Source organism: Burkholderia sp. NLJ2 (genome assembly GCF_049487195.1).
In the GTDB taxonomy this organism is placed as follows: domain Bacteria; phylum Pseudomonadota; class Gammaproteobacteria; order Burkholderiales; family Burkholderiaceae; genus Burkholderia; species Burkholderia pyrrocinia.
Window position 1 is genome coordinate 136,874 of sequence record NZ_CP137810.1, and the last position, 25,280, is coordinate 162,153.

Here is a 25,280-nt window from a genome sequence, read left to right on the forward strand (position 1 = left end):
GGCTTTCTTTTCGGTTGATGTAATAAGTGTGAAGAATATTGCGAATGGCGGCGCGCGGTTCAGCGCGCCTGGGCCGCCGTGTCGAACGGCCGGCCCGGCGAGCGCCCGGCCGGCGCGCCCGAGCTGAGGAACCGCACGCCGGTCGCGGCTTCCGATGCTTCCCACAACAGCGCCCCCGAAGCCACGTCGCGTGCTGCGCGCGGCACGCTCGCGGGCGCCGGCAGCCCGCGCGATTCGAACCAGCCGGACGGCCCGATGTACGCGCCGCCCGCGAGATCGGGCGAGGTCGCCGCGTGGATCGCGGGCAGCGCGCCCTGGTCGGCCGGCTGCGCGAGATAACGGTTCGCGGCACGCATCAGCGCGGCGCGGGCGGGCGAGCTGTCCATCGTCGGGCCCGCGAACTGCAGATTGGTGGCCGCATAGCCGGGATGCGCGGCGACGCTGATCCCGGCGAACGCGGCGCGCTCGAAGCGGCGCTGCAGTTCGATCGCGAACACGAGGTTCGCGAGCTTGCTGTCGCAATAGGCGAGATAACGGTTGTAGCGATGCTCGGCGCGCAAGTCGTCGACGCGAATCCGGCCGCCGCGGTTGAAGCCGCTCGACATCGTCACGACGCGCGCCCGTCGGGCGGCGCGCAATGCAGGCAGCAAATGGCCGGTCAGCGCGAAATGGCCGAGGTGGTTGGTGCCGAACTGCATCTCGAAGCCGTCGTGCGTGCGCCGCAGCGGCAGGAACATCACGCCGGCGTTGTTGCAGAGGATGTCGACGCGCCCGTGGCGTTCGGAGACGTCGGCCGCGAAGCGTTCGATCGACGCGAGATCGGCGAGGTCGAGCGCGTCGACTTCGACGCGTGCATCGGGATGGAGCCGGCGGATCGCATCGGCGGCCTGCACGGCGCGCGTGGCGTCGCGGCAGCCCATCACGACGGTCGCGCCTTTCGCGGCCAGCGTTTCCGCGAGCTGCCAGCCGAGGCCGCTGTTGGCGCCGGTCACGACCGCGACCTTGCCGCCCTGCGCCGGTACGTGGCGCGCGCTCCATGCATGCATGTCAGCCTCCATCGGCGCGACCGGTCGGCCGTGCACCTAATCGTTACATTGAGTGGTGTAACGATAGTGCGGGCAGGCGTGGCAGGCAAGCGGGGGAATTAGACCGGTACTTCTAGGGCCGGCGCGCGGCGAGGAGGTTTACCTGCCCCCGGCGAGGCCGAGCACTTCGGCGGCGGAGATCATCGCGGCCGCATTCGCGGGCGCCGGGCGTTCGGCCGGGCGGAAGACTTCGTCGCCGCGGTGGATGACCTGGCGCGACAGTGCGCAGGTGCCCGTGCGTTGCGCGAAGCGGCGGCGCCAGCGCTGTTCACCGTAGTGACAGCGGCCGGGTTCGACCCAGCGGACGACGAGCAGCGTATCGGAACGTTCGAGGATTTCGACGTGGACGTCGGCGGGATCGAGCGCAGGCAGGGATGTGGAGGCCTTCATTTGCCGTTTCCTAAAGCTCGTGCGGTTTCGGCCGTGGCAGTGGATGTCACTACCCGATGGCGAATCCGTAGCGGTTTCCATGAGTGGTGCGCTAAATGTAAGCGTCTGTGACCGGAAAAAACATCCTGTCTGGCTCAAATTACCTTTTGCCGATTTAGAAACAATCCAGGCTTATTTTCTTGGGATCCATGGACAAAAACGCCCCGGACGGAAAGTCCGGGGCGGAAAATCGGCCCGCGCGCCGTGTCTGCTCGCCCAGTCACGGAGTACATCGCCGGGGGACGGAGTGCCCGCGGGGATCGAACGCGGGCGGTGAGGCGATGTACCGGAAGCGCGGTCCGGCAATGCATGATCGCGCGTGCATCCCGTTGAGACCCTGACGCGAACATGACTTTTTCGTCAGTTTGGCGTGGCCGCCGTGCCGGGCGTGCGCGGAAAACCGGCCGAGAGGCCCGCCGGCATTGGGTTTGCGCGAATCCCCAAACGTGCTGCCGGGGCCAGGCGAGCGCCGGATTTTTGTCCACCCGCCGGATTTACCTGCCTGGGTAAATACTGAATCCCAAATTCGTGACAAACGGGCGATCACTCCCTATGATTGGTTGGACCTTTAGTCCTTTGTGCCAATCGGCCGTCTGGCGGCCGGCTTTTCCGGGAGAGGTACTCATGAGATTGCAGGGCAAGCGTGCGCTGGTGACGGCGGCCGGGCAGGGCATCGGCCGCGCGACCGCGCTGCGGTTCGCAAGCGAGGGCGCCGACGTGCTGGCGACCGACATCAACGAAGCCGCGCTCGCGCGGCTCGAAGCCGACGCGGAACGCGCGGGCGGCCGGCTGACCACGCGGCGGCTCGACGTCACCGACGCGCAGGACGTCGCCGCGCTCGCCGCGAGCGAACGCGCGTTCGACGTGCTGTTCAACTGCGCCGGCTACGTGCATCACGGCTCGATCCTCGACTGCGACGACGACGCGTGGGCGTTCTCGCTGAACCTGAACGTCACGTCGATGTACCGGCTGATCCGCGCGCTGCTGCCCGCGATGCTCGAAGCGGGCGGCGCGTCGATCATCAACATGGCGTCGGCCGCGTCGAGCGTGAAGGGCGTGCCGAACCGCTTCGTGTACGGCACGACCAAGGCGGCCGTGATCGGCCTGACCAAGGCGGTGGCCGCCGATTTCGTCGGCCAAGGCATTCGTTGCAACGCGGTCTGCCCCGGCACGGTCGAGTCGCCTTCGCTTGAGGCCCGTATTGCCGAGCAGGCACTGACGCAGAACACGACCATCGACGCGGTGCGCGCCGCCTTTGTCGCGCGCCAGCCGATGGGGCGCGTCGGTACGGCGGACGAGATCGCCGCGCTGGCAACCTATCTGGCATCCGACGAGTCGGCATTTACCACCGGCGCGATTCACCTGATCGACGGCGGCTGGTCAAACTGACCGCGCCTTCCCATTCACTTTCCGTTTCCGTTCAGACAACCCCATGAAACTGCTGCGATTTGGCGACAAACACCATGAAAAGCCGGGCCTGCTCGATGCGCAGGGCCACATCCGCGACCTGTCCGGCGTGATCGACGACATTGCCGGCGACGCGCTGTCGCCGGCCTCGCTCGCGCGGCTGCGCGACATTCCGCCGTCGTCGCTGCCGCTCGTCGAAGGCACGCCGCGGCTCGGCGCGTGCGTCGGCCGCGTCGGCAAGTTCATCTGCATCGGGCTCAACTATTCCGATCACGCGGCCGAATCGGGGATGGAGGTGCCGAAGGAGCCCGTCGTGTTCGGCAAGTGGACGAGCGCGATCTCGGGGCCGAACGACGATGTCGAGATTCCGCGCGGCTCGGAGAAGACCGACTGGGAGGTCGAGCTCGGCGTGGTGATCGGCCAGGGCGGCCGCTATATCGACGAAGCCGACGCGCTGTCGCACGTCGCCGGCTACTGCGTCGTGAACGACGTGTCGGAGCGCGAATACCAGCTCGAACGCGGCGGCACGTGGGACAAGGGCAAGGGCAACGACACGTTCGGGCCGCTCGGCCCGTGGCTCGTGACGGCCGACGAAGTGCCCGATCCGCAGGCGCTGCGGCTGTGGCTCGACGTCGACGGCCACCGTTACCAGAACGGCTCGACCGCGACGATGGTGTTCCGCGTGCCGCACCTGATCAGCTACCTGAGCCGCTTCATGAGCCTGCAACCAGGCGACGTGATCTCGACCGGCACGCCGCCGGGCGTCGGCCTCGGGCAGAAACCGCCCGTCTACCTGCGCGCCGGGCAGGTGATCACGCTCGGCATCGACGGGCTCGGCGAGCAGCGCCAGCGCACCGTGCAGGCCTGATTTCCTTTAACGGACGGTTCGTCATGCCTATCATTCGATCGATGCGCGTCCTCGACGTGCGCTTTCCGACCTCGCAGCAGCTCGACGGCTCCGATGCGATGAATCCGGACCCCGATTATTCGGCCGCCTACGTCGTGCTCGAAACCGACCGCGACGGGCTCGAAGGTCACGGGCTCACGTTCACGATCGGGCGCGGCAACGAAATCTGTTGCGCGGCGATCGACGCGATGCGCCACCTCGTCGTCGGCCTCGACCTCGACTGGATCCGCGAGGACATGGGCCGCTTCTGGCGGCACGTCACGTCGGACAGCCAGTTGCGCTGGATCGGCCCCGACAAGGGCGCGATCCACCTGGCGACGGGCGCCGTCGTCAACGCGGTGTGGGATCTGTGGGCGAAGGCGGTGGGCAAGCCGCTGTGGCGGCTCGTCGCCGACATGAGCCCGGAGGAGCTGGTGCGTACGATCGACTTCCGCTACCTGACCGACTGCCTGACGCCGGACGAAGCGCTCGACCTGCTGCGCCGGCAGGCGCCGGGCAAGGCCGCGCGGATCGCGACGCTGGAGCGCGACGGCTACCCGTGCTACACGACGTCGGCCGGCTGGCTCGGCTACAGCGACGACAAGCTGCGCCGGCTGTGCCGCGAAGCCGTCGATGCGGGGTTCGATTACGTAAAGCTGAAGGTCGGCGCGAACCTCGAGGACGACATCCGCCGCGTGACGATCGCGCGCGAGGTGATCGGCCCGGACCGCAAGCTGATGATCGACGCGAACCAGGTGTGGGAAGTCGACGAGGCGATCGACTGGGTGCGCGAGCTCGCGTTCGCGCGGCCGTGGTTCATCGAGGAGCCGACGAGTCCCGACGATGTCGAAGGGCATCGCAAGATCCGCAAGGCGATTGCGCCCGTGCAGGTCGCGACCGGCGAGATGTGCCAGAACCGCGTGCTGTTCAAGCAGTTCATCGCGCGCGGCGCGATCGACGTCGTGCAGATCGACGCGTGCCGGCTCGGCGGCGTGAACGAGATTCTCGCGGTGATGCTGATGGCCGCGAAGTACGGGCTGCCGGTGTGCCCGCATGCGGGCGGCGTCGGGTTGTGCGAATACGTGCAGCACCTGTCGATGATCGACTACGTGTGCATTTCCGGCACGAAGGAAGGGCGCGTGACCGAATACGTCGATCACCTGCACGAGCATTTCGTCGAGCCGTGCGTGGTGCGCGGCGCGGCATACATGCCGCCGACGGCGCCCGGTTTCTCGATCGAGATGAAGCCCGAATCGCTGGAGCAGTACCTGTTCCGCGGCTGAAGCACGGCGATGCACGACGCACGATGCGCGTCGTGCGCGGCGACAACATGAACGACGGAGACGCGAAGTGGATTTGAACCTGCAAGACAAGGTCGTGATCGTGACCGGCGGTGCATCGGGCATCGGCGCCGCGATCTCGATGCGGCTCGCCGGCGAAGGTGCGATTCCGGTGGTGTTCGCGCGCCACGCGCCCCACGACGCATTCTGGCGCGAACTCGAGCAGAAGCAGCCGCGCGCCGCGTGCGTGTCGGTCGAACTGCAGGACGACGCGCAGTGCCGCGATGCGGTCGCGCAGACCGTCGCACGCTTCGGCCGCATCGACGGCCTCGTCAACAACGCGGGCATCAACGACAGCATCGGCCTCGACGCCGGGCGCGACGCGTTCGTCGCGTCGCTCGAGCGCAATCTCGTCCACTACTACGTGATGGCGCATTACTGCGTGCCGCACCTGAAGGCGACGCGCGGCGCGATCGTCAACATCTCGTCGAAGACGGCCGTCACCGGGCAGGGCAATACGAGCGGCTATTGCGCGTCGAAGGGCGCACAGCTCGCGTTGACGCGCGAATGGGCCGTCGCGTTGCGCGACGACGGTGTGCGCGTGAACGCAGTGATTCCGGCCGAGGTGATGACGCCGCTTTACAAGAACTGGCTCGCCGGCTTCGACGATCCCGATGCGAAGCTCGCCGAAATCGCAAGCAAGGTGCCGTTCGGCCAGCGCTTCACGACGGCCGACGAGATCGCCGACACGGCCGTGTTCCTGCTGTCGGCGCGCGCATCGCACACGACGGGCCAGTGGCTGTTCGTCGATGGCGGCTATACGCATCTCGACCGCGCGATCGGCTGAATGCAGCGGAACCTCGACCCCATGCAATCCGATCCGAACCTGAACGCCGCGCCGCCGCTGATTGCGTTGAGCGGCATCGGCAAGCGCTTTCCGGGCGTGCAGGCGCTCGACGACTGCCGTTTCGACCTCCATGCCGGCGAAGTGCATGCGCTGATGGGCGAGAACGGCGCCGGCAAGTCGACGCTGATGAAGATCCTCGCCGGGGTGTACCAGCGCGACGACGGTGAGATCCTGATGGACGGCCGCGCGGTGGAGATCGCCGACCCGCGCGCCGCGCAGGCGCTCGGGATCGGCATCATCCATCAGGAACTGAACCTGATGAACCACCTGAGCGTCGCGCAGAACATCTTCATCGGCCGCGAGCCGCGCGGCCGCTTCGGCGTGTTCGTCGACGAAGACAAACTGAATCGCGACGCCGCCGCGATCTTCCAGCGGATGCGGCTCGATCTCGACCCGCGCACGCCGGTTGGCCGGTTGACGGTCGCGAAGCAGCAGATGGTCGAGATCGCGAAGGCGCTGTCGTTCGACTCGCGCGTGCTGATCATGGACGAGCCGACCGCCGCGCTCAACAACGCGGAGATCGCCGAACTGTTCCGCATCATCCGCGACCTGCGTACGCACGGCGTCGGCATCGTCTACATCTCGCACAAGATGGACGAGCTGCGCCAGATCGCCGATCGCGTGACCGTGATGCGCGACGGCAAGTACGTCGCGACCGTGCCGATGGCCGGCACGTCGATGGACGCGATCATCGCGATGATGGTCGGCCGCCAGCTCGATACGGAGCACCGCACGCCGCCCGACACGTCCGCGAACGACGTCGCGCTCGAAGTGCGAGGGCTGTCGCGCGGCCGCACGATCCGCGATGTCGGCTTCACGCTGCGGCGCGGCGAGATCCTCGGCTTCGCGGGGCTGATGGGCGCGGGTCGCACCGAGGTCGCGCGCGCGGTGTTCGGCGCGGACCCGGTCGACGCGGGCGAGATTCGCGTGCACGGCAAGACCGTGACGATCCGCACGCCGGCCGACGCGGTCGCGCACGGCATCGGCTACCTGTCCGAGGATCGCAAGCACTTCGGGCTCGCGGTCGGGATGGACGTGCAGAACAACATCGCGCTGTCGAGCATGCGCCGCTTCGTGCGCCGCGGCCTGTTCCTCGATGCACGCGGAATGCGCGACACCGCGCAGGCATATGTGCGGCAGCTCGCGATCCGCACGCCGTCGGTCGCGCAGCCCGCACGGCTGCTGTCGGGCGGCAACCAGCAGAAGATCGTGATCGCGAAGTGGCTGCTGCGCGACTGCGACATCCTGTTCTTCGACGAGCCGACGCGCGGCATCGACATCGGCGCGAAAAGCGAGATCTACAAGCTGCTCGACGCGCTCGCCGCCGACGGCAAGGCGATCGTGATGATCTCGTCGGAACTGCCCGAGGTGCTGCGCATGAGCCACCGGATTCTCGTGATGTGCGAAGGCCGCGTCACCGGCGAATTGCGCGCGGCCGATGCCACGCAGGAAAAGATCATGCAGCTCGCGACGCAGCGCGAGTCGACCGTATTGTCCTGATTCAGACGCTTACCCGATCATGCCCAACGATACGCATCCCGTCCCGCCCATGGCTTCCGGCGATTCGCAGGCCGGCGCCGCCGGCTTCCGAGCCCGCTTCTTCAACCCGGCCGCGCGGCAAAAGCTGCTCGCGTTAGCGAGCCTCGTGCTGCTGATCGTGTTCTTCAGCATCGCGTCGCCGAACTTCCTCGAAGTCGACAACCTCGTCACGATCCTGCAGGCCACCGCCGTGAACGGCGTGCTGGCCGTCGCCTGCACCTACGTGATCATCACGTCGGGCATCGACCTGTCGGTCGGCACGCTGATGACGTTCTGCGCGGTGATGGCGGGCGTCGTGCTGACGAAGTGGGGGATGCCGCTGCCGCTCGGGATCCTGGCCGCGCTGCTGTTCGGCGCGCTGTCCGGCTGCGTGTCGGGCTTCGTGATCGCGAAGATGAAGGTGCCGCCGTTCATCGCGACGCTCGGCATGATGATGTTGCTCAAGGGGCTGTCGCTCGTGATCTCGGGCACGCGGCCGATCTACTTCAACGACACGCCGGGCTTCACGTCGATCGCGCAGGATTCGCTGATCGGCAACCTGATCCCCGCGCTGCCAATCCCGAACGCAGTGCTGATCCTGTTTCTCGTCGCGATCGGCGCATCGATCGTGCTGAACCGGACGATCTTCGGCCGCTATACGTTCGCGCTCGGCAGCAACGAGGAAGCGCTGCGGCTGTCCGGCGTGAACGTCGACGCGTGGAAGATCGCGGTCTACACGTTCAGCGGCGCGGTGTGCGGGATCGCCGGGCTCCTGATCGCGTCGCGGCTGAATTCCGCGCAGCCCGCGCTCGGGCAGGGCTACGAGCTCGATGCGATCGCGGCCGTCGTGATCGGCGGCACGTCGCTGTCGGGCGGCGCGGGCAGCATCGTCGGCACCATCATCGGCGCGTTCATCATGAGCGTGCTGACCAACGGCCTGCGCATCATGTCGGTCGCGCAGGAATGGCAGACGGTCGTGACGGGCGTGATCATCATCCTCGCCGTCTACGTCGACATCCTGCGCCGGCGGCGCCGTTGACACACGCACGCATGGGCTTCACCGCCGGTTTCTGCCGGCATTCCATTCGATACGAAAAAAGGAGACGCGAAGTGATCAGGAGCAAGGTGTTGAACGCGATCGTCGGGCTGACGTTCGCCGTCGGCGTCACGGCCGGCGCGCAGGCGCAGGAAACCTACATCCCGCTGATCTCGAAGGGCTTCCAGCATCAGTTCTGGCAGGCCGTGAAATCGGGCGCGCTGCAGGCCGCGAAGGACTACAAGGTGAAGGTGACGTTCGAAGGGCCGGAAACCGAGGCGATGGTCGACAAGCAGATCGACATGCTGTCCGCCGCGATCGCGAAGAAGCCGGCCGCGCTCGGCTTCGCGGCGCTCGACAGCAAGGCCGCGCTGCCGCTGCTGAAGAAGGCGCAGGCCGAGAAGATCCCGGTGATCGCGTTCGACTCGGGCGTCGACAGCGATATCCCGGTGACGACGGCCTCGACCAACAACAAGGCCGCCGCATCGCTCGCCGCCGACAAGCTTGCCGCGCTGATCGGCGACGAGGGCGAGGTGGCCGTGGTCGCGCACGACCAGACGAGCCGCACCGGCATCGACCGCCGCGACGGCTTTCTCGAACGGATGAAGGCGGCGCACCCGAAGGTGAAGGTCGTGACCGTGCAGTACGGCGAAGGCGACCAGCTGAAGTCGACCGAGGTGACGAAGTCGATCCTGCAGGCGTATCCGAAGCTCAAGGGGCTGTTCGGTACCAACGAAGGCTCGGCGATCGGCGTGGTCAACGGCGTGCGCGAAATGAAGCGCAAGGTCGTGATCGTCGGCTACGATTCCGGCAAGCAGCAGAAGGACGCGATCCGCAGCGGGCTGATGGCCGGCGCGATCACGCAGAACCCGGTCGGGATCGGCTACAAGACGGTCGAGGCAGCCGTGAAGGCGATCAAGGGCGAGAAGGTGCCGAAGGTCATCGATACCGGTTTCTATTGGTACGACAAGACCAATATCGACGATCCGAAGGTCGCGGCGGCGTTGTACGACTGATTGGCGTGTCATGGCATCGCCGCACGCGGCGGGTAGCGTGTGCGGCGGCGCGAGATGGCTTGCCGAAGCGGAACACGAGGACACCATGGGCGCAGTGCGTATCGATTCCCATCAGCACTTCTGGCGTTATCGCGCGGCCGACTATCCGTGGATCGGCGCCGGGATGGGCGTGCTGGCGCGCGATTACCTGCCCGACGCGCTGTGGCCGCCGATGCATGCGCAGGCGCTCGGCGCGTCGATCGCGGTGCAGGCGCGCGCCGGGCGCGACGAGACGGCGTTCCTGCTCGATCTCGCGCGCGACGATGCGCGCATCGCGGCGGTGGTCGGCTGGGAGGATCTCGGCGCGCCGCAGCTTGCCGACCGTGTCGCCGAATGGCGCAGCCCGAAGCTGCGCGGCTTTCGTCACCAGGTGCAGGACGAAGCCGACGTCGGTGCATTCGTCGCGAATGCCGGTTTCAATCGCGGCGTCGCGTGGCTGCAGGCGAACGGCTATGTGTACGACGTGCTCGTGTTCGAGCGCCAGTTACCGGACGTGCGCGCGTTCTGCGCACGCCACGACGCGCACTGGCTCGTGCTCGATCATGTCGGCAAGCCCGCGCTGGCCGAGTTCGAGCGCGACGAAACCGCGCTGCCGCGCTGGCGCGCGGCGCTGCGCGAACTGGGCGCGATGCCGCATGTCGCGTGCAAGCTGTCGGGGCTCGTGACCGAAGCCGACTGGCGGCGCGGCCTGCGCGCGCAGGACATCCGGCATATCGAGCAGTGCCTCGATGCGGCGCTCGACGCGTTCGGACCGCAGCGGCTGATGTTCGGGTCGGACTGGCCCGTGTGCCTGCTTGCCGCGTCGTATGACGAAGTGGCGTCGATCGTCGAGCGCTGGGCCGAAGCGCGGCTGTCGGCCGCCGAGCGCAACGCGCTGTGGGGCGGCACGGCCGCGCATTGTTATGCGGTTCCGGGCGCGACGAAGCGCGGCATATAAAATAGGCGCGAACGGCCTGTGCGATTCGTCGGACCGTCCGCAACGAAACCGATCACCTGCATCAACGTATGTCCATCCAGCCGATTCAGAACCGCCGCCTTTACCAGCAGATCGCCGACAAGCTCAGTGCGATGATCGAGTCCGGTGATTTCCCGCCGGGCAGTTATCTGCCGCCCGAACGCGAACTGGCCGAACAGTTCGGCGTGTCGCGCACGTCGGTGCGCGAAGCGCTGATCGCGCTCGAAGTAAGCGGGCTCGTCAGCGTGCGCGTCGGCGACGGCGTGAAGGTGCGCCATCCCGAAACGGCCGCCGCGCCCGAGCCCGAGCCCGATGCGAAGGCCGCGCCGTTCACGATCGTCGAGATCGATCCCGAACTCGGCATCGCGCTCGACCTCGACACCGAAATCCCGCCGTTCGCGCTGTTGCAGGCGCGCCGGCTGATCGAGCCGGAAGCCGCGTCGCTCGCCGCGAAGCACGGTTCGGACGAGCAGATCGAAGGGATCCACGAAGCGTTCCTGCGCAACCAGGAAGACAACCGCAGCGGTTCGCTCACGCATCCGGGCGACCGGCTGTTCCATATCCGCATCGCGGAAGCGAGCGACAACCCCGCGTATGCGCTGATGATCAAGCAATTGCTCGCGCACAAGTACGACCTGATGTTCCAGCGGCTGCAGTCGCTGTACATGCCGAACGACATGCCGCACCGGTCGGAACTGGAACACCGCGCGATCCTCGACGCGATCCGCGCGCGCGACCCGGAGGCCGCGCGCCGCGCGATGGCCGAGCATCTCGACGAAGTGATCCGTATCTTCGGGCGGGCGCTCGATTGAGCGTGAACAGGCCCTAGCCCGCGATAACGCACGGCTTTGGCGCGGCATGCCCGGCGTGAAGCGTTCTTTGCGAACGATCGACGTCGGCGATTCCGTGTTCGACCGCATAGACGGCGATCTGAACGCGGCTCGCCAGGTTGAATTTCTTCAGAATGTTCTGGATGTGGTTCTTTACCGTGCTTTCGGCGACATCCAGCGTGCGCGCGATTTCCTTGTTGCTTGCGCCGCAGGCAAGCGCGCGTACGACCTCGTGCTCGCGCGGCGTAAGCGTCGCACCGGCCGGTTGGGCCGGGGCGGCGGCGGGCGTCGGCGTTGCGGCCGGCGTCGTGCGCAGGCTCGCGATCCATTTCGCGGTCATGCTGTCCGCGATCACGGGCTGGTGCGCGGCCGCCTTGCGGATGCCGGCGACGAGCGTGTCGGCGTCGACATTCTTCACGAGGTAGCCGATCGCGCCGTCACGCAGCGCGGTGGTCAGCTCCTCCGCATCCTCGGACACGGTCAGGATCACGACGGCCGCGTTCGGGACGTCCTGCACGAGCAGCAGCAGCGTCTCGAGCCCGGACAGGCCCGGCATGTTGAGGTCCAGCAGGATCACGTCGGGCTGGTGCTGCTTGGCGCGCTTGAGCCCCTCGACGCCGTCGGGCGCGTCGTCGACGATCTCGAAATCGGGCTGGCGCTGCAGCAGCAGCTTGAGTCCGCTGCGAAACAGCGTGTGATCGTCAATCAGGAGTACGCGTATCGTCATATCGTTCACTCGTCAGGCTGCCTGCCGAACCGCGGCGGGCAGCAGAAGTTCGACCTGCGCGCCGTGGCCGGGCCGGCTCGACAGCGACAAGGTCGCGCGCAGTCGCGCGGCGCGCTCGCGCATGATCGCAAGGCCGACCTGCGCATGGCCCGTCGTATCGAGCGCGGCAGGATCGTAGCCGCAGCCGTCATCGTCGACGCGCAGGCGGAATGCGGCACCGTTCTCGACCGTAACGACGACGTGTCGTGCACGCGCGTGCTTGCGCACGTTCGATAGCGCCTCCTGCAGGATGAACAGCACCTGGAGCTGCTGGTCGGGCGGCAGCGGGGCGCCGTCGCCGTCGTGTTCGTCGAGGGTCATGCCGATACCGGTCTGCGACTCGAAGCGCGCGATGGTCTCGACGATCGCCGCGTGCAAGTTGCCCTGCGCGAGCCGCGTGCGGAAATTGACGAGTAGCTCGCGCACATCCGCATAGCTTTGCTCGATGCCCTGGCGCAGCATCGGCAGGGTTTCGCGCGCATCGTCGAGCCTGTCGTGCGAGATGGCGTCGTCGAGCATCTGCGCCTGCAGGTTCACGAAATTCAGGCTCTGCGCGATGCTGTCGTGCAGCCCTTGCGCAACGAGGTTGCGTTCCTCGGCGACCGCGAGCTGGCGTGCGCCGGCCGACAGCCGCGCGTGGTCGAGCGCGATGCCGAGATGCCGGCCGAGCGTTTCCAGCACGCGCCGCTCGGTGGCGGGCAGCCGCGCGGGATCGCGAAAATGCAGCGAGAACGTCCCGAGCGTCGCGTCCTGCGTGACGATGCGGAACACGGCGACGCCCATCAGGCCCTCGCGCGCGCATGGCGTGCCGCTGTTGCGCAGATCCTGCAGTACGGCGGCCGTGCCGTCGCGCACGACCGCTCCGCAGTGGCAATCGCCGACCGGCATGCAGCGTTCGGGCTCGGCGAGCGCATCGGGAAAGCCCTCGGATAGCAGCAGATGCAGCTTGTTGCCGGTGGTATCTGTCACGCGGATCGTGCCGGCGTCGGCGTCGAATTGCCGGATCGCGCGCTGCAGGAAGCCCCGGCACATGTCGTCGACGCCCAGCGGGCTGTTCAGGAACGCCGCGATTTCATAGAGTGCGGTCAGTTCGCGATTGCGCGACGCGAGCTGCGCGGTCTTGTGCCGCACGTGCTCTTCCAGGCCCGTGTACGCTGCCTGCAACTCGCCGGCCATCCGGTTGAAGCCATGCGCGAGATCGCCGAATTCGTCGCGTGTGTCGGTGGGCAAACGCGCGTCGAACTCGCGCGACGCGATGCATGTGAGCCCGTCGCGCAGCCGGATCACCGGCAGGATGATCCACAGATAGAGCAGGTAGATCGCGGCGATGGCGCCGGCGCACGCGAGCAGGCCGAGCCCCATTTGCGACAGGCGCAGCAGCGTCGTCTTGCGCGCATTGTCGAGTTCGATCTCGCCGACGAGCCGGTCGGCGTCGGCGATGAACGCCGGCAGCGCGGCGCCGTAGGCCGAACGTGCCGCGTCCGTATCGGGGCGGGAAACCATCGCGAGCGCGAGCGGCTTGAGTTCCGACGCCCAGCGTGTATCGACTGCTTCGAGCAGGTGGCGGATCGATTCGGTATCGGGCAGGAAAAGGGGACGCGAAGGATCGCCGTGGCGCAGCCGCTGGAGCGTGCCGTCGATCGCGGCCAGTTCGGCGTCGACCGACGGCAGGCCGGTGTCGCGCCGGTGCAGCTCGGCGTCGACATAGGCGCGCGTGGCGCGCATCCGAAGGCTGCCGGCGTCGTTGATCGCCGCGCCCGCGCCTTCGAGCTGCCACGACAGCCACAGCGTGCTGCCGACCATCGCGAGCACGAGCGCGAGCGCCACCGCCGATAGCGCGGCGATGCGCGTCGAGAGACGGTGGCGCAATGGTGCGCCGGAGCGGATTTCGGGCGGCATGGTCGGACAGAAAGGAACCGCATCGATTATCCCCGCGCGTGCGCACGGGGGCTGCGACATGGTCGCGCGTGAGGCTTAACGCCGCACCCGCACGAGTTGCCACGCGCGTCCGAGGTAGGCGACGGACGCGAACCCGCTCCAGACATGCACGAGGCGAGTGAACGGGAAGATCGCGAACAGCGTGATGCCCATGAACAGGTGCGCCTTGAACACCAGCGGCGCAGCGGCGACGTAGGAGGCGGCGTCGCCGCGGAACGTGACGACATGCTGCGCCCAGGTCATCAGGCTGACCATCATCGCGCCGTCGGTGTGCGATGCCGACGCGACGATCGTCGACAGGCCCAGCAGCAGCGTGACCAGCAGCCACGCGAGCAGGATCTTGTCGCTCGTGCGCGTGACCGCCGCGATGCGCGGCTGTGTCAGGCGGCGGTGCAGCAGGATCGCGAGCCCGACGAGGCACAGCGTGCCCATGATGCCACCCGCTGTCATCGCGACGTACTGCTTGACATGGTGCGACACGCCGAGCGCGTCCCAGACCGCGACCGGCGTGAGCAGGCCGACCAGGTGCCCGAAGAACAGGCCGAGCACGCCGACATGGAACAGGATGTTGCCGATGCGCAGCGCGCCGCGATGCAGAAGCTGCGAGCTGTCGGTCTTCCACGTGTATTGCTCGCGCTCGAAGCGCACGAGGCTGCCGAACAGGAACAGCGCGGCGGCGAGGTACGGGTAGATGCCGAAGAGAAAGGTGTTCAGGTAAGACATGGCGAAACCTTGTGGCTGAACGGAAACGGATGCGCCGCCGTCATGCGCGGCGCGAATGGAAGCGGATCGGCTGCACGTCGCCGCGCATCGCGCCGACCAGCGGCTCGACCCCGTCCGCGCCGGGGCCGAAGCGCTCGAGGGCTTCGTCCATCGTGCGCGGCGGCGGTTCGGCGACAGGTTGCGGCGTCACCGGCGACAGCGTGCGCAGCTGTGCGAATGCGCTCGCGTACGGGTTTCCCGCGCGCTCGAGCCGCTCGCCGATGGCGGCGATCACGTCGATCGCGTCGCCGAGCAGGCGATGCGCGGTGGCGGCATGGCCGTCGGCGGCAATTGCGCCGAGGAACTCGACGAACAGCGGCAGGTAGTCGGGCAATTCGCCGGCCGCGGGCTCGAAGCCGAAGCGGCGGTATTCGTCGAGCAGGTCGACGAGCGCCTGCCCGCGCTCGCGGCTCTCGCCGTGAACGTGCTCGAACAGGTGCAGCGAATGCGCGGGCGTGCGGTCGAAGGTGGCGACGTAGGCTTCCTGCAGGTCGATCAGCGGCGTCGCGCCGAGATGGTCGACGAGCGGCGCGAGCGCGGCGTGTGCGCACGGATCGCGTTCGAGCGCCGCGCGGATGTCCGGCAGCGCGGCGATCAGGTCCGCCTCGGGATAGGTGAGCAGGACGGACAGCAGCGGATAGGGCGACATGTGACTCTCCGGTGTGGTTTCAGGCGGCGCTTGCCTTCTTGCGCGGTGTGGGTAGCGGCGCGTACGCGACGCCCGCGGCGGCGGGCTTGCGACCGAACAGCGTGCCGTCCGACGTGCCGCCCGAGCAGCCGTTGCCGAACGAGAAGCCGCACCTGCCTTTTTCGTCGAAGCTGTCCCCGGCCAGCTCTTTGTGCGACGACGGAATGACGAAGCGGTCCTCGTAGTTCGCGATCGCCATCAATCGATACATGTCCTCGATCTGTTCGGCGCTGAGATCGACCTGCGCGAGCACATCCGCGTCGTGCTCGCCATGCACGGTCTGCGCACGCTTGTATGCGCGCATCGCGAGCATCCGCTCGAGCGCGAGCGCCACCGGCGCCTCGTCGCCGGCTGTCAGCAGGTTCGCGAGGTAGCGCAGCGGAATACGCAGGCTGCGCACGTCGGGAATGACGCCGTTCATGCCCATGTGGCCGGCCTGTGCGGCGCTCTGGATCGGCGACAGCGGCGGCACGTACCAGACCATCGGCAACGTCCGGTATTCCGGGTGCAACGGGAAGGCGATCTTCCATTCGCATGCCATCCGGTACACGGGCGAGCGCCGGGCCGCATCGATCCAGGCTTCGGGCACGCCGTCGGCGAGCGCCTGCGCGCGCACCTGCGGATCGTCCGGATCGAGGAACAGGTCGAGCTGCGCGTCGTAGAGCGATTTCGGATCGTCGACCGACGCGGCAGCCTCGATGCGGTCCGCGTCGTACAGCATCACGCCGAGATAGCGAATGCGTCCGACGCAGGTTTCCGAGCACACGGTCGGCTGCCCTGCCTCGATGCGCGGGAAGCAGAACACGCACTTCTCGGCCTTGCCCGACTGCCAGTTGAAATAGATCTTCTTGTACGGGCAGCCGGACACGCACATGCGCCAGCCGCGGCACTTGTCCTGGTCGACGAGCACGATGCCGTCGTCGTCGCGCTTGTAGACCGAGCCGGACGGGCACGATGCGACGCACGCGGGGTTCAGGCAGTGCTCGCACAGGCGCGGCAGGTACATCATGAACGTGTTCTCGAACGTCGAATACATCTCCTTCTGAACGTCGTCGAAGAGCCGGTCGCGGCTGCGCGACGCGAATTCGCCGCCGAGGTCGTCTTCCCAGTTCGGGCCCCACTCGATCTTGTCCATCTTCCGGCCGGTCAGCGCGGACACGGGGCGCGCCGTTGGCGGCGTTTGCGACAGCGGTGCGTTCTGCAGGTGCGCGTAGTCGAACGTGAACGGCTCGTAGTACGCGTCGATCGACGGCAGGTTCGGGTTCGCGAACAGGTTCGCGAGGATCTTCAGCTTGCCGCCCTGGCGCGGTTGCAGCCGGCCCTTGGCGTTCAGTGCCCAGCCGCCGTGCCACTTGTCCTGGTTTTCCCATTCGCGCGGATAACCGACGCCGGGTTTGGTCTCGACGTTGTTGAACCATGCGTATTCGACGCCGTCGCGGGACGTCCATACGTTCTTGCAGGTCACCGAGCAGGTATGGCAACCGATGCACTTGTCGAGGTTCAGCACCATCGCGATTTGCGCGCGGATCTTCATTGCGCTTCTCCTTCGGTCAGCGGCGCGTCGAGCCAGTCGACGCGATTCATCTTGCGCACGATCACGAATTCGTCGCGATTCGACCCGACCGTGCCGTAGTAATTGAAACCGTACGATTGCTGCGCGTAGCCGCCGATCATGTGCGTCGGCTTGGTCACGGTGCGCGTGACGGAGTTGTGGATGCCGCCGCGCTTGCCGCTCGTCTCGGCGCCCGGCACGTTCACGATCTTTTCCTGCGCGTGGTACATCAGGCACATGCCGGCCGGTACCCGCTGCGAGACGACCGCGCGCGCGGTCAGCGTGCCGTTCGTGTTGAACACCTCGACCCAGTCGTTGTCGCGGATGCCGGCCTCGCGCGCCTGTGCCTCGGACAGCCACACGTGCGGCCCGCCGCGCGACAGCGTCAGCATCCGCAGGTTGTCGGAGTAGGTCGAGTGGATGCCCCACTTCTGGTGCGGCGTGATCCAGTTCAGCACGAGCTCGGGATGGCCGTTCGGCATCCGCTCGCGCACGGGTTCCACCGTCTTGGTGTCGATCGCGGGCTTGTACACGCACGCGCCCTCGCCGAAATCGAGCATCCAGCGGTGGTCCTGGTAGAACTGCTGGCGGCCCGTCAGCGTGCGCCACGGAATCAACTCGTGCACGTTGGTGTATCCCGCGTTGTAGCTGACTTCCTCGGATTCGAGGCCCGACCAGGTCGGCGCGGAGATGATCTTGCGGGGCTGCGCCTGCACGTCGCGGAAGCGGATCTTGTCGTGCTCGCGGCCGGCCGCGAGGTGGGTGTGGTCGCGGCCCGTGATCTTCGACAGTGCGCCCCATGCCTTCACGGCGACATGGCCGTTCGTCTCGGGCGCGAACGTGAGAATCATTTCCGCCGCGTCGATCGCGGTTTCGAGCTTCGGCCTGCCGGTGCTCACGCCCGGCTCGGCGATCGTGCCGCCGAGCGCGCCGATTTCCGCCACCTCGTGCCGCGTGTCCCAGTTGATGCCCTTGCCGCCGTTGCCGAGCTTGTCGAGCAGCGGGCCGATCGACGTGAACTTCCGGTAGATGTCCGCGTAGTTGCGCTCGACGACCGTCATCGACGGTGCGGTCTTGCCCGGGATCAGGTCGCACTCGCCGCGCCGCCAGTCCTTCGGTTCGAACGGCTGGCCGAGCTCGCCCGGCGTATCGTGCATCAGCGGCGTCAGGACGAGGTCGCTGCGCGTGCCGAGATACGGGCCGGCCAGCTCGCTGAACTTCTTCGCGATCGCCTTGTAGATCTCCCAGTCGGTGCGGCTTTCCCACAGCGGCTGCACGGCTTCGGACAGCGGATGGATGAACGGGTGCATGTCCGACGTGTTGAGATCGTCCTTCTCGTACCACGTGGCGGTCGGCAAGACGATGTCGCCGTACAGGCAGGTCGTGCTCATCCGGAAATCGAGCACGGTGAGCAGATCGAGCTTGCCCTCCTGCGCGTCGCGCACGTTGACCTCGGACGGCTTCAGCCCATCGGCCTCGTCGCTGAAAAGCGCGTTCTGCGTGCCGAGCAGGTACTTCAGGAAATACTCGTGGCCCTTGCCCGAACTGCCGAGCAGGTTCGAGCGCCATACGAACAGGTTGCGAGGGAAGTTCGCGGGATTGTCGGGGTCGTCGCATGCGAAGCCGAGCGCGCCCGACTTCAGCAGTTCGACCGCGTAGGCGACCGGTTCGCGGCCCGCGCGAGCCGCGTCGTCGACCACGTCGAGCGGGTTGCGGCCGAGCTGCGGGGCGGACGGCAGCCAGCCCATCCGTTCCGACTTCGCGTTCAGGTCGACGAGCGTCATACCTGCGTAGTGCGACGCGTCGGCGGTCGGCCCGAGGATCTCGCCGACGGCGAGCTGCTCGTGACGCCACTGGCTGGTGTGGTTGTAGAAGAACGACGTGCCGTTCATCTGGCGCGGCGGGCGCGACCAGTCGAGACCGAACGCGAGCGGCGCCCAGCCGAACTGCGGACGCAGTTTCTCCTGGCCGACGTAATGGGCCCAGCCGCCGCCGCTCTGGCCGACACAGCCGCACATCATCAACAGGTTGATGATGCCGCGGTAGATCATGTCGTTGTGGTACCAGTGGTTGAGCGCCGCGCCGACGATGATCATGCTCTTGCCGCGCGTGCGGTCTGCGTTGTCCGCGAACTCGCGCGCGACCTGCACGACCCGTTCGGGCGGCACGCCCGTGTGCTTTTCCTGCCATGCGGGCGTGTAGGGCACGTCGTCGGCGAAGCTCGCCGCGACGTTCGCGCCGCCGAGGCCGCGGTCGACGCCGTAGTTCGCCATCTGCAGGTCATAGACGGTCGCGACCCGTGCGACCGTGCCGTCGGCGAGCGTCACGCGACGCACCGGCACGCGGCGCGCGAGCAGCGCATCGTGCTCGCCGCCGAAGTACGGGAAGCCGACGTCGACGATCTCGTCATGTGCATCGACGAGCGTGAGCAGCGGGTCGATCGCGCGGCCGTTTCCGCCGTCCTTCATTTCGAGGTTCCAGCGGCCGACCTTCGCGCCGCCATCGTGGTCGGCCTCGCCCCAGCGGAAGCCGATCGACCCGTTCGGCGCGACGATGTCGCCGCTCGCCGCGTCGATCGCGAGCGTTTTCCATTCCGGGTGATTGGCCTCGCCGTGCGCGCCGGCGAGATGCGACGCACGCATGAAGTGATCGGGCACGAGGCCCCCGTCGTGCTCGCGCAGCAGCACGAGCATCGGCATGTCCGTGTACTGCTTCACGTAGTCGCGGAAATAAGTCGAGCGGCCGTTCGCGTGAAACTCCGTCAGCACGACGTGGCCCATCGCCATCGCGAGCGCGGCGTCGGTGCCCTGGCGCGGCGCGAGCCAGATGTCGCCGAATTTCACCATCTCGCCGTAGTCGGACGAGATCGCGACGGTCTTCGTGCCCTTGTAGCGCACCTCGGTGTAGAAGTGCGCGTCGGGTGTGCGCGTCTGCGGCACGTTGGAGCCCCACACCATCAGGTAGCCCGAGTTGTACCAGTCGGCGGACTCGGGCACGTCGGTCTGTTCGCCCCATACCTGCGGGCTCGCGGGCGGCAGGTCGCAGTACCAGTCGTAGAACGACAGGCAGGTGCCGCCGATCAGGCTCAGGTAGCGCGCGCCGGCCGCGTAGGACACCATCGACATCGCCGGGATCGGCGAAAAGCCGACGACGCGATCGGGGCCGAAGCGCTTGATCGTGTACGCGTTCGCGGCGGCGACGATTTCGGTGGCGGTGTCCCAGTCGGCGCGCACGAAGCCGCCGAGGCCGCGCACCGACTTGTAGCGGGCGGCCTTGTCCGGGTCCTGGCTGATCGATTCCCACGCGGCGATCGGATCCAGTGTCTTGCGCGCGTCGCGCCACAGTTCCATCAGTCGGCCGCGGATCATCGGATACTTGATGCGCTGCGCGGAATACACGTACCAGCTGTACGACGCGCCGCGCGGGCAGCCGCGCGGCTCGTGATTCGGCAGGTCGGGCCGCGTGCGCGGGTAGTCGGTCTGCTGCGATTCCCACGTGATGAGGCCGTTCTTCACGTAGACCTTCCACGAGCACGAGCCCGTGCAGTTGACGCCATGCGTCGAGCGGACGATCTTGTCGTGCTGCCAGCGGCTTCGGTAGCCGTCTTCCCAGCGGCGGTCCTCGTCGACCACGGCGCCGTGGCCGTCGGCGAACGTCGACTTCACGCGCGACATGAACTTCAGTCGATCCAGAAAATGACTCATGCGGTTTTTCTCCGGTAGCCGGCGCGACGAGACAGCGCGCGGGCCGATATCAGGGGACGTGTTTCAGCTTATGCGTCGTTTCGCGCGCTGCCCATGCGCCGTCGGGCGTGGCTGTGCGCGGGAGATGGCCTGGGTCGAACGGACTGGGACGCGATGTCGCAGGGCAGGGCGGCGCGACATCACACCGCACCCGTTGTTCGACAACCCGACGCGCATCAACACGGCATCGATGCGCCGCGGCGCGCATAGCACCACCAGGTGATCGCGACGCACGATATGTAGAACGCGATGAAGCACGCGAGCGCGGGGACGGCCGAGCCGGTCAGGTCGAGCGAGGTGCCGAACGACTTCGGAATGAAGAAGCCGCCGTAGGCGCCGATCGCACCGGCAAAGCCGAGCACCGCGGCCGACTCCTTGCCGGCCTCGGCCAGCGCCTGGCGCCGTTCCGCATCGCCGCTGCCGCGCGTCGCGCGCTGGTGCAACGTCAGGAAAATCACCGGGATCATCCGGAACGTCGAGCCGTTGCCGACGCCGGTCAGCGCGAACAGCACGACGAACAGCGTGAGGAAGCCGCCGAAATTGCCGGCGCTGTCGGCGGACGGCAGGCAGACGGCGACGCCCGCGACCGCCGCGATCATGCCGACGAAGGTCCAGAGCGTGACGCGTGCGCCGCCCAGGTGGTCGGAAATCCACCCGCCGACGGGGCGGGTGAGCGCGCCCGCGAACGGGCCGATAAACGCATACGCCGCCACGTCGACGTCGGGGAACAACGCTTTCGTCAGCAATGCGAACCCGGCCGAGAAGCCGATGAACGAGCCGAACGTGCCGACGTAGAGCCAGCACATCAGCCAGTTGTGCAGGCGCCGGAAGATCACGGCCTGTTCGGCGAACGACGCCTTCGCGTCGGCGATGTCGTTCATGCCGAACCATGCGGCCAGGGTCGCGACGACGATGAACGGCACCCAGATGAAACCGGCGTTCTGCAGCCAGACCGCGCGGCCATCGCCGAGCGTGGCCTGCGGCTCGCCCGCGAGTGCGCCGAACAGGCCGACCGAGATCACGAGCGGCGTCACGAACTGCACGACCGATACGCCCAGATTGCCGATGCCTGCGTTCAGGCCGGTCGCGAGCCCCTTCTCGGCCTTCGGGAAGAAGAAGCTGATGTTCGCCATCGACGAGCTGAAGTTCGCACCGCCGAGCCCGCACAGCAACGCGAGCGCGAGCAGCGTCGGGTAGCCGGTGGACGGATCGCGCAATGCGATCCCCATGCCGAGCGCGGGAATCAGCAGGCTGGCCGTCGAGATCGCGGTGAAGCGCCGGCCGCCGAACACCGGCACGAGGAACGAATAGAAGATCCGCAGCGTCGCGCCGGACAACGCGGGCAAAGCCGTGAGCCAGAACAGCTGGTTCTTGCTGAAGTGGAAGCCGGCGCGGTCGAGGTTGACGACGACGACGCTCCATAACGACCACACGGCGAACGCGAGCATCAGCGCGGGAATCGAGATCAGCAGGTTGCGCCACGCGACGGGGCGGCCCTGGGTTTTCCAGAAGGCGGGATCTTCTGGATCCCAGCGAACGAGGACGGGAGTAGACATGACGAGCTCCGGATAGCAGGACGGGAAACGCTCAGGACGAACGGACGGCGAGTACGCGCTGGTCGTGCGCGGCCCGTTCGGCGCGGAAACTGAAGTACATCCAGACGAGGCTGACGCTCACGCTGCCGTACAGCAACATGAAGCAGGTCGAGCGCACGCCGGTGAGGTCGACGAGGGCGCCGAACAGGATCGGCAGCAGGAATCCGGCGAGCCCGCCGGCCAGGCCGACGACACCCGATACCGCGCCCATCCGGTCGGGGAACTCGTCGGCGATGAACTTGAACACCGACGCCTTGCCGATCGCCATCGCGATGCCGACGACGAACAGCAGCACCGTGAAGCCGAGCGGCGACAAGCCGAGATGGAACGCGAGAGGGCCATGTGCGCCCTGCACGACGAAATCGGTCGGCGGATAGCTGAGCAGGAAAAACGCGACCCAGCAGACCCACATCACCCACCACGTCGTGCGGTACGCGCCGTAGCGGTCGGAGAGCCACCCGCCGATCGCGCGCAGCACGCCGCCGGGCAGCGAGAAGCACGCGGCGAGCAGCGCGGCCGCCTGGATCGTGAAGCCGTATTCGCCGACGTAGTACTGGGTCATCCACAGCGACAGGCCGACATAGCCGCCGAACACGACCGAGTAGTACTGCGAGTAGCGCCACACGCGCGGGTCGCGCAGCACGCGCAACTGCTCGCGCAGCGTGACGGCGCCGGCGCTCGCGTGCGCGGGGTTCGTCGCGGAGAACAGCCAGAACAGCGCGACGGTGACGAGCAGCGCGATCGCGTACACGCGCGGCACGATCGTCCAGGTGCCGGCCGCGGCGATCAGCGCGGGTGCGATGAACTTGTTGAGCGCGGCGCCCGAGTTGCCCGCGCCGAACACGCCCATCGCGAGCCCTTGCCGCGACTTCGGGAACCAGCGCGCGACGTACGGGGTGCCGACCGAGAACGAGCCGCCGACGAGGCCGACGGCGAGGCCGAGCAGCAGGAACTGCCAGAGCCGGGTGGCGTCGGCGACGAGCCAGACGGGCACGACCGCGACGAGCATCAGCACGAGGAACACGATGCGGCCGCCGTAGCGATCGGTCCAGATGCCGAGCGGCACGCGGATCAGCGAACCGCTCAGCACGGGCATCGCGGCGATCAGGCCGAACTCGGTGTCATTGAGGCCAAGGGACTGCTTGAGGGGGATGCCGAGGATGGCGAACATCATCCAGACGGCGAAGCACAGGGTGAACGCGAACGTGCTGGAGGCCAGCACGGACATCGCGCGTCGGTCGCCGGGCGAAGGGGCGGTATGCATGAAGCGTTCTCTCGAATCAAGGATGCGCTCCAAGCGTAGAGGCGCAAGGCCGCCACGCCTATTCGCCGATCGAACTAGTCATACTGGTCATATTGGGTTTGGGGATCGCGAACGGACTGGTGGTGAATCCCGATTCCGGTCGCGGTCATGCGTTGACCGGGAGGCCAACTGTTTGTGCAAGAAGAGGGAACTCGATCCCGGAAAGGCCCAGCGCGTTCGCGAGTTGCGCGACATCCAGCGTTTCGCGTACCACGGATGCGAGGCCCGTTGCCGCACAGTACAACGCGACGTTTTGCGCGATGCTGCCGGCCGATACGATCGAGCAGATCGGAATGGAGCGTGTGTGGCTCGACGCGGTTTCGTGCTTCAACGTGACATAGATCAAATTCAACGGCGCGTCCCGGACGAAATCCTGTGTGCCGGTCAGCGCCCGGATGTCGATTGCGCGCCTGAGAATCAGGCGATGTGCGAGCGCCTCGTAACGATAGACACCGTTCGGAAATGCCGCATAGATCTCCACCTCATCGGCCAGATGACGAAAGGGAGCCGTTCTGCCGCCTGCCATCATGCGATTGATGCCCGAGCCGGCCCAAAGCAGCTCGCTGATCGCCTGCATCGGCAGGTGCTCGCGACGGAACGAGCGGGTGCTCGAGCGGCGCTCCAGCGCCGTCCTCAACGAGATGCGCGCGTCGATATCCGGGGCGGGAAGCTCGAGAATGCCAAGCGTATCGTCGAACGTCGATTCTGCCGCCAGGGTGTGATCCGGAGAATGGGATGTCATTTGATATTTCTTTGAATGGAAATCGATTCAAGGGGACGCGATGTTTCGATGCGCCGACGTCATCTTTATGATCGGGCATCGGCAACAAAGATCGCACTGGACTTTGTTCTGAAATCGAAAAATTTGCGATAGCTCAATTGATCCGGTTCTTGACGCGCAGTGACCAATCGCCGCATCGTTCGCGAGTCGGATAACCGATGTGCGTCGCAACAGATAGCATCTGGTGTCAGGTGATCGTCCACCATGTCATTGCCGGGGGCGCAGGTATGAATCGAGTATTTGGAATTGTCGGTCGATCGGGACAAGGAAAAACGACCTTGATCGAAGCGATGCTCCCGTGGTTCAGTTCGAACGGGCATACGGTCAACGTGGTCAAGCATAGTCACCATCCGCTTGAACTGGAGCCGGTGCATAAAGACAGTGCCCGCTTTCGCGCGGCTGGCGCGAGCGAGGTCCTGATCGTTTCCCGCGATCGGTATGCCATCGTGCGCGAATTGCGCCGGGCGCCCGAACCGGAGTTCTCGCAACTGGTTCACCGTTTGACGCCTTCCGACCTTACGCTGGTGGAGGGTTATTCAGATGTGGACATGCCGAGAATCGAGGTTGTGCGTCCATCGACCCACTGCGGAACACGCCATCCGCTCATGCCGGGTGTCGTTGCTGTTGCTGCGGATAGCCCGATCGAGGCCGGTGTTTGCACGTTGCCATTGAATGAACCGGACAAAGTCGCCGAGTTTGTATCGAGATTCTTTCGTCTTGGTTGACTTTGATCTATTTGAAAAAGCTGATCAGGATTTCGAGTG

General features: G+C 66.7%; 21 protein-coding genes. 10 read left to right on the forward strand and 11 right to left on the reverse strand.

Features of this window, described 5'->3' with window-relative positions; all coding sequences use genetic code 11:
* Positions 1 to 59: 59 nt before the first annotated feature.
* Positions 60 to 1,046 carry an oxidoreductase gene (locus R9B84_RS22940; RefSeq protein ID WP_423762384.1) on the reverse strand — a complete coding sequence of 329 codons (987 nt, stop codon included), beginning with the start codon at positions 1,044 to 1,046 and terminating at the stop codon, positions 60 to 62.
* A gap of 138 nt (positions 1,047 to 1,184) precedes the next feature.
* Positions 1,185 to 1,475, reverse strand: coding sequence for a DUF3331 domain-containing protein (locus R9B84_RS22945; protein ID WP_423762385.1), 291 nt, complete (start codon positions 1,473 to 1,475; stop codon positions 1,185 to 1,187).
* A gap of 663 nt (positions 1,476 to 2,138) precedes the next feature.
* Here R9B84_RS22945 and R9B84_RS22950 point away from each other — a divergent pair.
* From R9B84_RS22950 to R9B84_RS22990, 9 genes are all read left to right on the forward strand, one after another.
* Positions 2,139 to 2,903, forward strand: a complete 765-nt coding sequence (locus R9B84_RS22950) for an SDR family oxidoreductase (protein ID WP_423762386.1) — start codon at positions 2,139 to 2,141, stop codon at positions 2,901 to 2,903.
* A 43-nt stretch (positions 2,904 to 2,946) separates the two neighbouring features.
* Entirely contained in the window at positions 2,947 to 3,789 is an 843-nt protein-coding gene (locus R9B84_RS22955) for an ureidoglycolate lyase (RefSeq protein ID WP_423762387.1), read from the forward strand.
* A 23-nt stretch (positions 3,790 to 3,812) separates the two neighbouring features.
* On the forward strand, positions 3,813 to 5,090 hold the full coding sequence (locus tag R9B84_RS22960; RefSeq protein WP_243566799.1) for an L-fuconate dehydratase: 1,278 nt from the start codon (positions 3,813 to 3,815) through the stop codon (positions 5,088 to 5,090).
* Positions 5,091 to 5,157: 67 nt separating this feature from the next.
* Positions 5,158 to 5,934 carry an SDR family oxidoreductase gene (locus R9B84_RS22965; protein ID WP_423762388.1) on the forward strand — a complete coding sequence of 259 codons (777 nt, stop codon included), beginning with the start codon at positions 5,158 to 5,160 and terminating at the stop codon, positions 5,932 to 5,934.
* A 21-nt stretch (positions 5,935 to 5,955) separates the two neighbouring features.
* A complete protein-coding gene (locus R9B84_RS22970; RefSeq protein WP_423762389.1) occupies positions 5,956 to 7,494 on the forward strand; it encodes a sugar ABC transporter ATP-binding protein in 1,539 nt (512 codons plus the stop codon).
* A gap of 19 nt (positions 7,495 to 7,513) precedes the next feature.
* Complete coding sequence (locus tag R9B84_RS22975) at positions 7,514 to 8,551, forward strand: ABC transporter permease (protein WP_423762390.1); 1,038 nt, start codon at positions 7,514 to 7,516, stop codon at positions 8,549 to 8,551.
* Positions 8,552 to 8,622: 71 nt separating this feature from the next.
* Positions 8,623 to 9,564: an ABC transporter substrate-binding protein gene (locus R9B84_RS22980; protein ID WP_423762391.1), complete on the forward strand. Its 942-nt coding sequence runs from the start codon at positions 8,623 to 8,625 to the stop codon at positions 9,562 to 9,564.
* 85 nt (positions 9,565 to 9,649) lie between these two features.
* Positions 9,650 to 10,540 (forward strand): amidohydrolase family protein, encoded by an 891-nt coding sequence (locus R9B84_RS22985; RefSeq protein WP_423762392.1) that lies wholly within the window; start codon positions 9,650 to 9,652, stop codon positions 10,538 to 10,540.
* A 68-nt stretch (positions 10,541 to 10,608) separates the two neighbouring features.
* Positions 10,609 to 11,370 carry a FadR/GntR family transcriptional regulator gene (locus tag R9B84_RS22990; protein WP_047902565.1) on the forward strand — a complete coding sequence of 254 codons (762 nt, stop codon included), beginning with the start codon at positions 10,609 to 10,611 and terminating at the stop codon, positions 11,368 to 11,370.
* Between the two features lie 13 nt (positions 11,371 to 11,383).
* Here R9B84_RS22990 and R9B84_RS22995 read toward each other — a convergent pair whose 3' ends face one another.
* The 9 genes from R9B84_RS22995 to R9B84_RS23035 all read right to left on the reverse strand — a co-directional run bounded on the left by R9B84_RS22995 (position 11,384) and on the right by R9B84_RS23035 (position 24,477).
* Entirely contained in the window at positions 11,384 to 12,115 is a 732-nt protein-coding gene (locus R9B84_RS22995; protein WP_423762393.1) for a response regulator, read from the reverse strand.
* Between the two features lie 12 nt (positions 12,116 to 12,127).
* Positions 12,128 to 14,053, reverse strand: coding sequence for a type IV pili methyl-accepting chemotaxis transducer N-terminal domain-containing protein (locus R9B84_RS23000; RefSeq protein WP_423762394.1), 1,926 nt, complete (start codon positions 14,051 to 14,053; stop codon positions 12,128 to 12,130).
* A gap of 75 nt (positions 14,054 to 14,128) precedes the next feature.
* Positions 14,129 to 14,815, reverse strand: coding sequence for a respiratory nitrate reductase subunit gamma (gene narI, locus R9B84_RS23005; protein WP_423762395.1), 687 nt, complete (start codon positions 14,813 to 14,815; stop codon positions 14,129 to 14,131).
* 40 nt (positions 14,816 to 14,855) lie between these two features.
* Positions 14,856 to 15,503 (reverse strand): nitrate reductase molybdenum cofactor assembly chaperone, encoded by a 648-nt coding sequence (gene narJ / locus R9B84_RS23010; protein ID WP_423762396.1) that lies wholly within the window; start codon positions 15,501 to 15,503, stop codon positions 14,856 to 14,858.
* Positions 15,504 to 15,522: 19 nt separating this feature from the next.
* Positions 15,523 to 17,076: a nitrate reductase subunit beta gene (narH, locus tag R9B84_RS23015; protein ID WP_423762397.1), complete on the reverse strand. Its 1,554-nt coding sequence runs from the start codon at positions 17,074 to 17,076 to the stop codon at positions 15,523 to 15,525.
* On the reverse strand, positions 17,073 to 20,798 hold the full coding sequence (locus R9B84_RS23020; protein ID WP_423762398.1) for a nitrate reductase subunit alpha: 3,726 nt from the start codon (positions 20,796 to 20,798) through the stop codon (positions 17,073 to 17,075). Before R9B84_RS23020 ends, narH begins: the two co-directional genes overlap by 4 nt.
* A 215-nt stretch (positions 20,799 to 21,013) precedes the next feature.
* Positions 21,014 to 22,393 (reverse strand): NarK family nitrate/nitrite MFS transporter, encoded by a 1,380-nt coding sequence (locus R9B84_RS23025; RefSeq protein ID WP_423762399.1) that lies wholly within the window; start codon positions 22,391 to 22,393, stop codon positions 21,014 to 21,016.
* Between the two features lie 31 nt (positions 22,394 to 22,424).
* On the reverse strand, positions 22,425 to 23,696 hold the full coding sequence (locus R9B84_RS23030; RefSeq protein WP_423762400.1) for an MFS transporter: 1,272 nt from the start codon (positions 23,694 to 23,696) through the stop codon (positions 22,425 to 22,427).
* Between the two features lie 145 nt (positions 23,697 to 23,841).
* On the reverse strand, positions 23,842 to 24,477 hold the full coding sequence (locus tag R9B84_RS23035) for a nitroreductase family protein (RefSeq protein ID WP_423762401.1): 636 nt from the start codon (positions 24,475 to 24,477) through the stop codon (positions 23,842 to 23,844).
* Between the two features lie 317 nt (positions 24,478 to 24,794).
* Here R9B84_RS23035 and mobB point away from each other — a divergent pair, with 317 nt between their 5' ends.
* Positions 24,795 to 25,241 (forward strand): molybdopterin-guanine dinucleotide biosynthesis protein B, encoded by a 447-nt coding sequence (gene mobB, locus R9B84_RS23040; RefSeq protein WP_423762402.1) that lies wholly within the window; start codon positions 24,795 to 24,797, stop codon positions 25,239 to 25,241.
* The last annotated feature ends 39 nt before the right edge of the window (positions 25,242 to 25,280 follow it).

Bases quoted from the DNA above. Each gene is read 5' to 3' on its own strand.
- R9B84_RS22940 (WP_423762384.1), bottom strand. From the start codon at position 1,046: ATGCATGCATGGAGCGCGCGCCACGTACCGGCGCAGGGCGGCAAGGTC.
- R9B84_RS22945 (WP_423762385.1), bottom strand. From the start codon at position 1,475: ATGAAGGCCTCCACATCCCTGCCTGCGCTCGATCCCGCCGACGTCCAC.
- R9B84_RS22950 (WP_423762386.1), top strand. From the start codon at position 2,139: ATGAGATTGCAGGGCAAGCGTGCGCTGGTGACGGCGGCCGGGCAGGGC.
- R9B84_RS22955 (WP_423762387.1), top strand. From the start codon at position 2,947: ATGAAACTGCTGCGATTTGGCGACAAACACCATGAAAAGCCGGGCCTG.
- R9B84_RS22960 (WP_243566799.1), top strand. From the start codon at position 3,813: ATGCCTATCATTCGATCGATGCGCGTCCTCGACGTGCGCTTTCCGACC.
- R9B84_RS22970 (WP_423762389.1), top strand. From the start codon at position 5,956: ATGCAATCCGATCCGAACCTGAACGCCGCGCCGCCGCTGATTGCGTTG.
- R9B84_RS22975 (WP_423762390.1), top strand. From the start codon at position 7,514: ATGCCCAACGATACGCATCCCGTCCCGCCCATGGCTTCCGGCGATTCG.
- R9B84_RS22985 (WP_423762392.1), top strand. From the start codon at position 9,650: ATGGGCGCAGTGCGTATCGATTCCCATCAGCACTTCTGGCGTTATCGC.
- R9B84_RS22990 (WP_047902565.1), top strand. From the start codon at position 10,609: ATGTCCATCCAGCCGATTCAGAACCGCCGCCTTTACCAGCAGATCGCC.
- R9B84_RS22995 (WP_423762393.1), bottom strand. From the start codon at position 12,115: ATGACGATACGCGTACTCCTGATTGACGATCACACGCTGTTTCGCAGC.
- R9B84_RS23000 (WP_423762394.1), bottom strand. From the start codon at position 14,053: ATGCCGCCCGAAATCCGCTCCGGCGCACCATTGCGCCACCGTCTCTCG.
- narI (WP_423762395.1), bottom strand. From the start codon at position 14,815: ATGTCTTACCTGAACACCTTTCTCTTCGGCATCTACCCGTACCTCGCC.
- narJ (WP_423762396.1), bottom strand. From the start codon at position 15,503: ATGTCGCCCTATCCGCTGCTGTCCGTCCTGCTCACCTATCCCGAGGCG.
- narH (WP_423762397.1), bottom strand. From the start codon at position 17,076: ATGAAGATCCGCGCGCAAATCGCGATGGTGCTGAACCTCGACAAGTGC.
- R9B84_RS23020 (WP_423762398.1), bottom strand. From the start codon at position 20,798: ATGAGTCATTTTCTGGATCGACTGAAGTTCATGTCGCGCGTGAAGTCG.
- R9B84_RS23025 (WP_423762399.1), bottom strand. From the start codon at position 22,393: ATGTCTACTCCCGTCCTCGTTCGCTGGGATCCAGAAGATCCCGCCTTC.
- R9B84_RS23030 (WP_423762400.1), bottom strand. From the start codon at position 23,696: ATGCATACCGCCCCTTCGCCCGGCGACCGACGCGCGATGTCCGTGCTG.
- R9B84_RS23035 (WP_423762401.1), bottom strand. From the start codon at position 24,477: ATGACATCCCATTCTCCGGATCACACCCTGGCGGCAGAATCGACGTTC.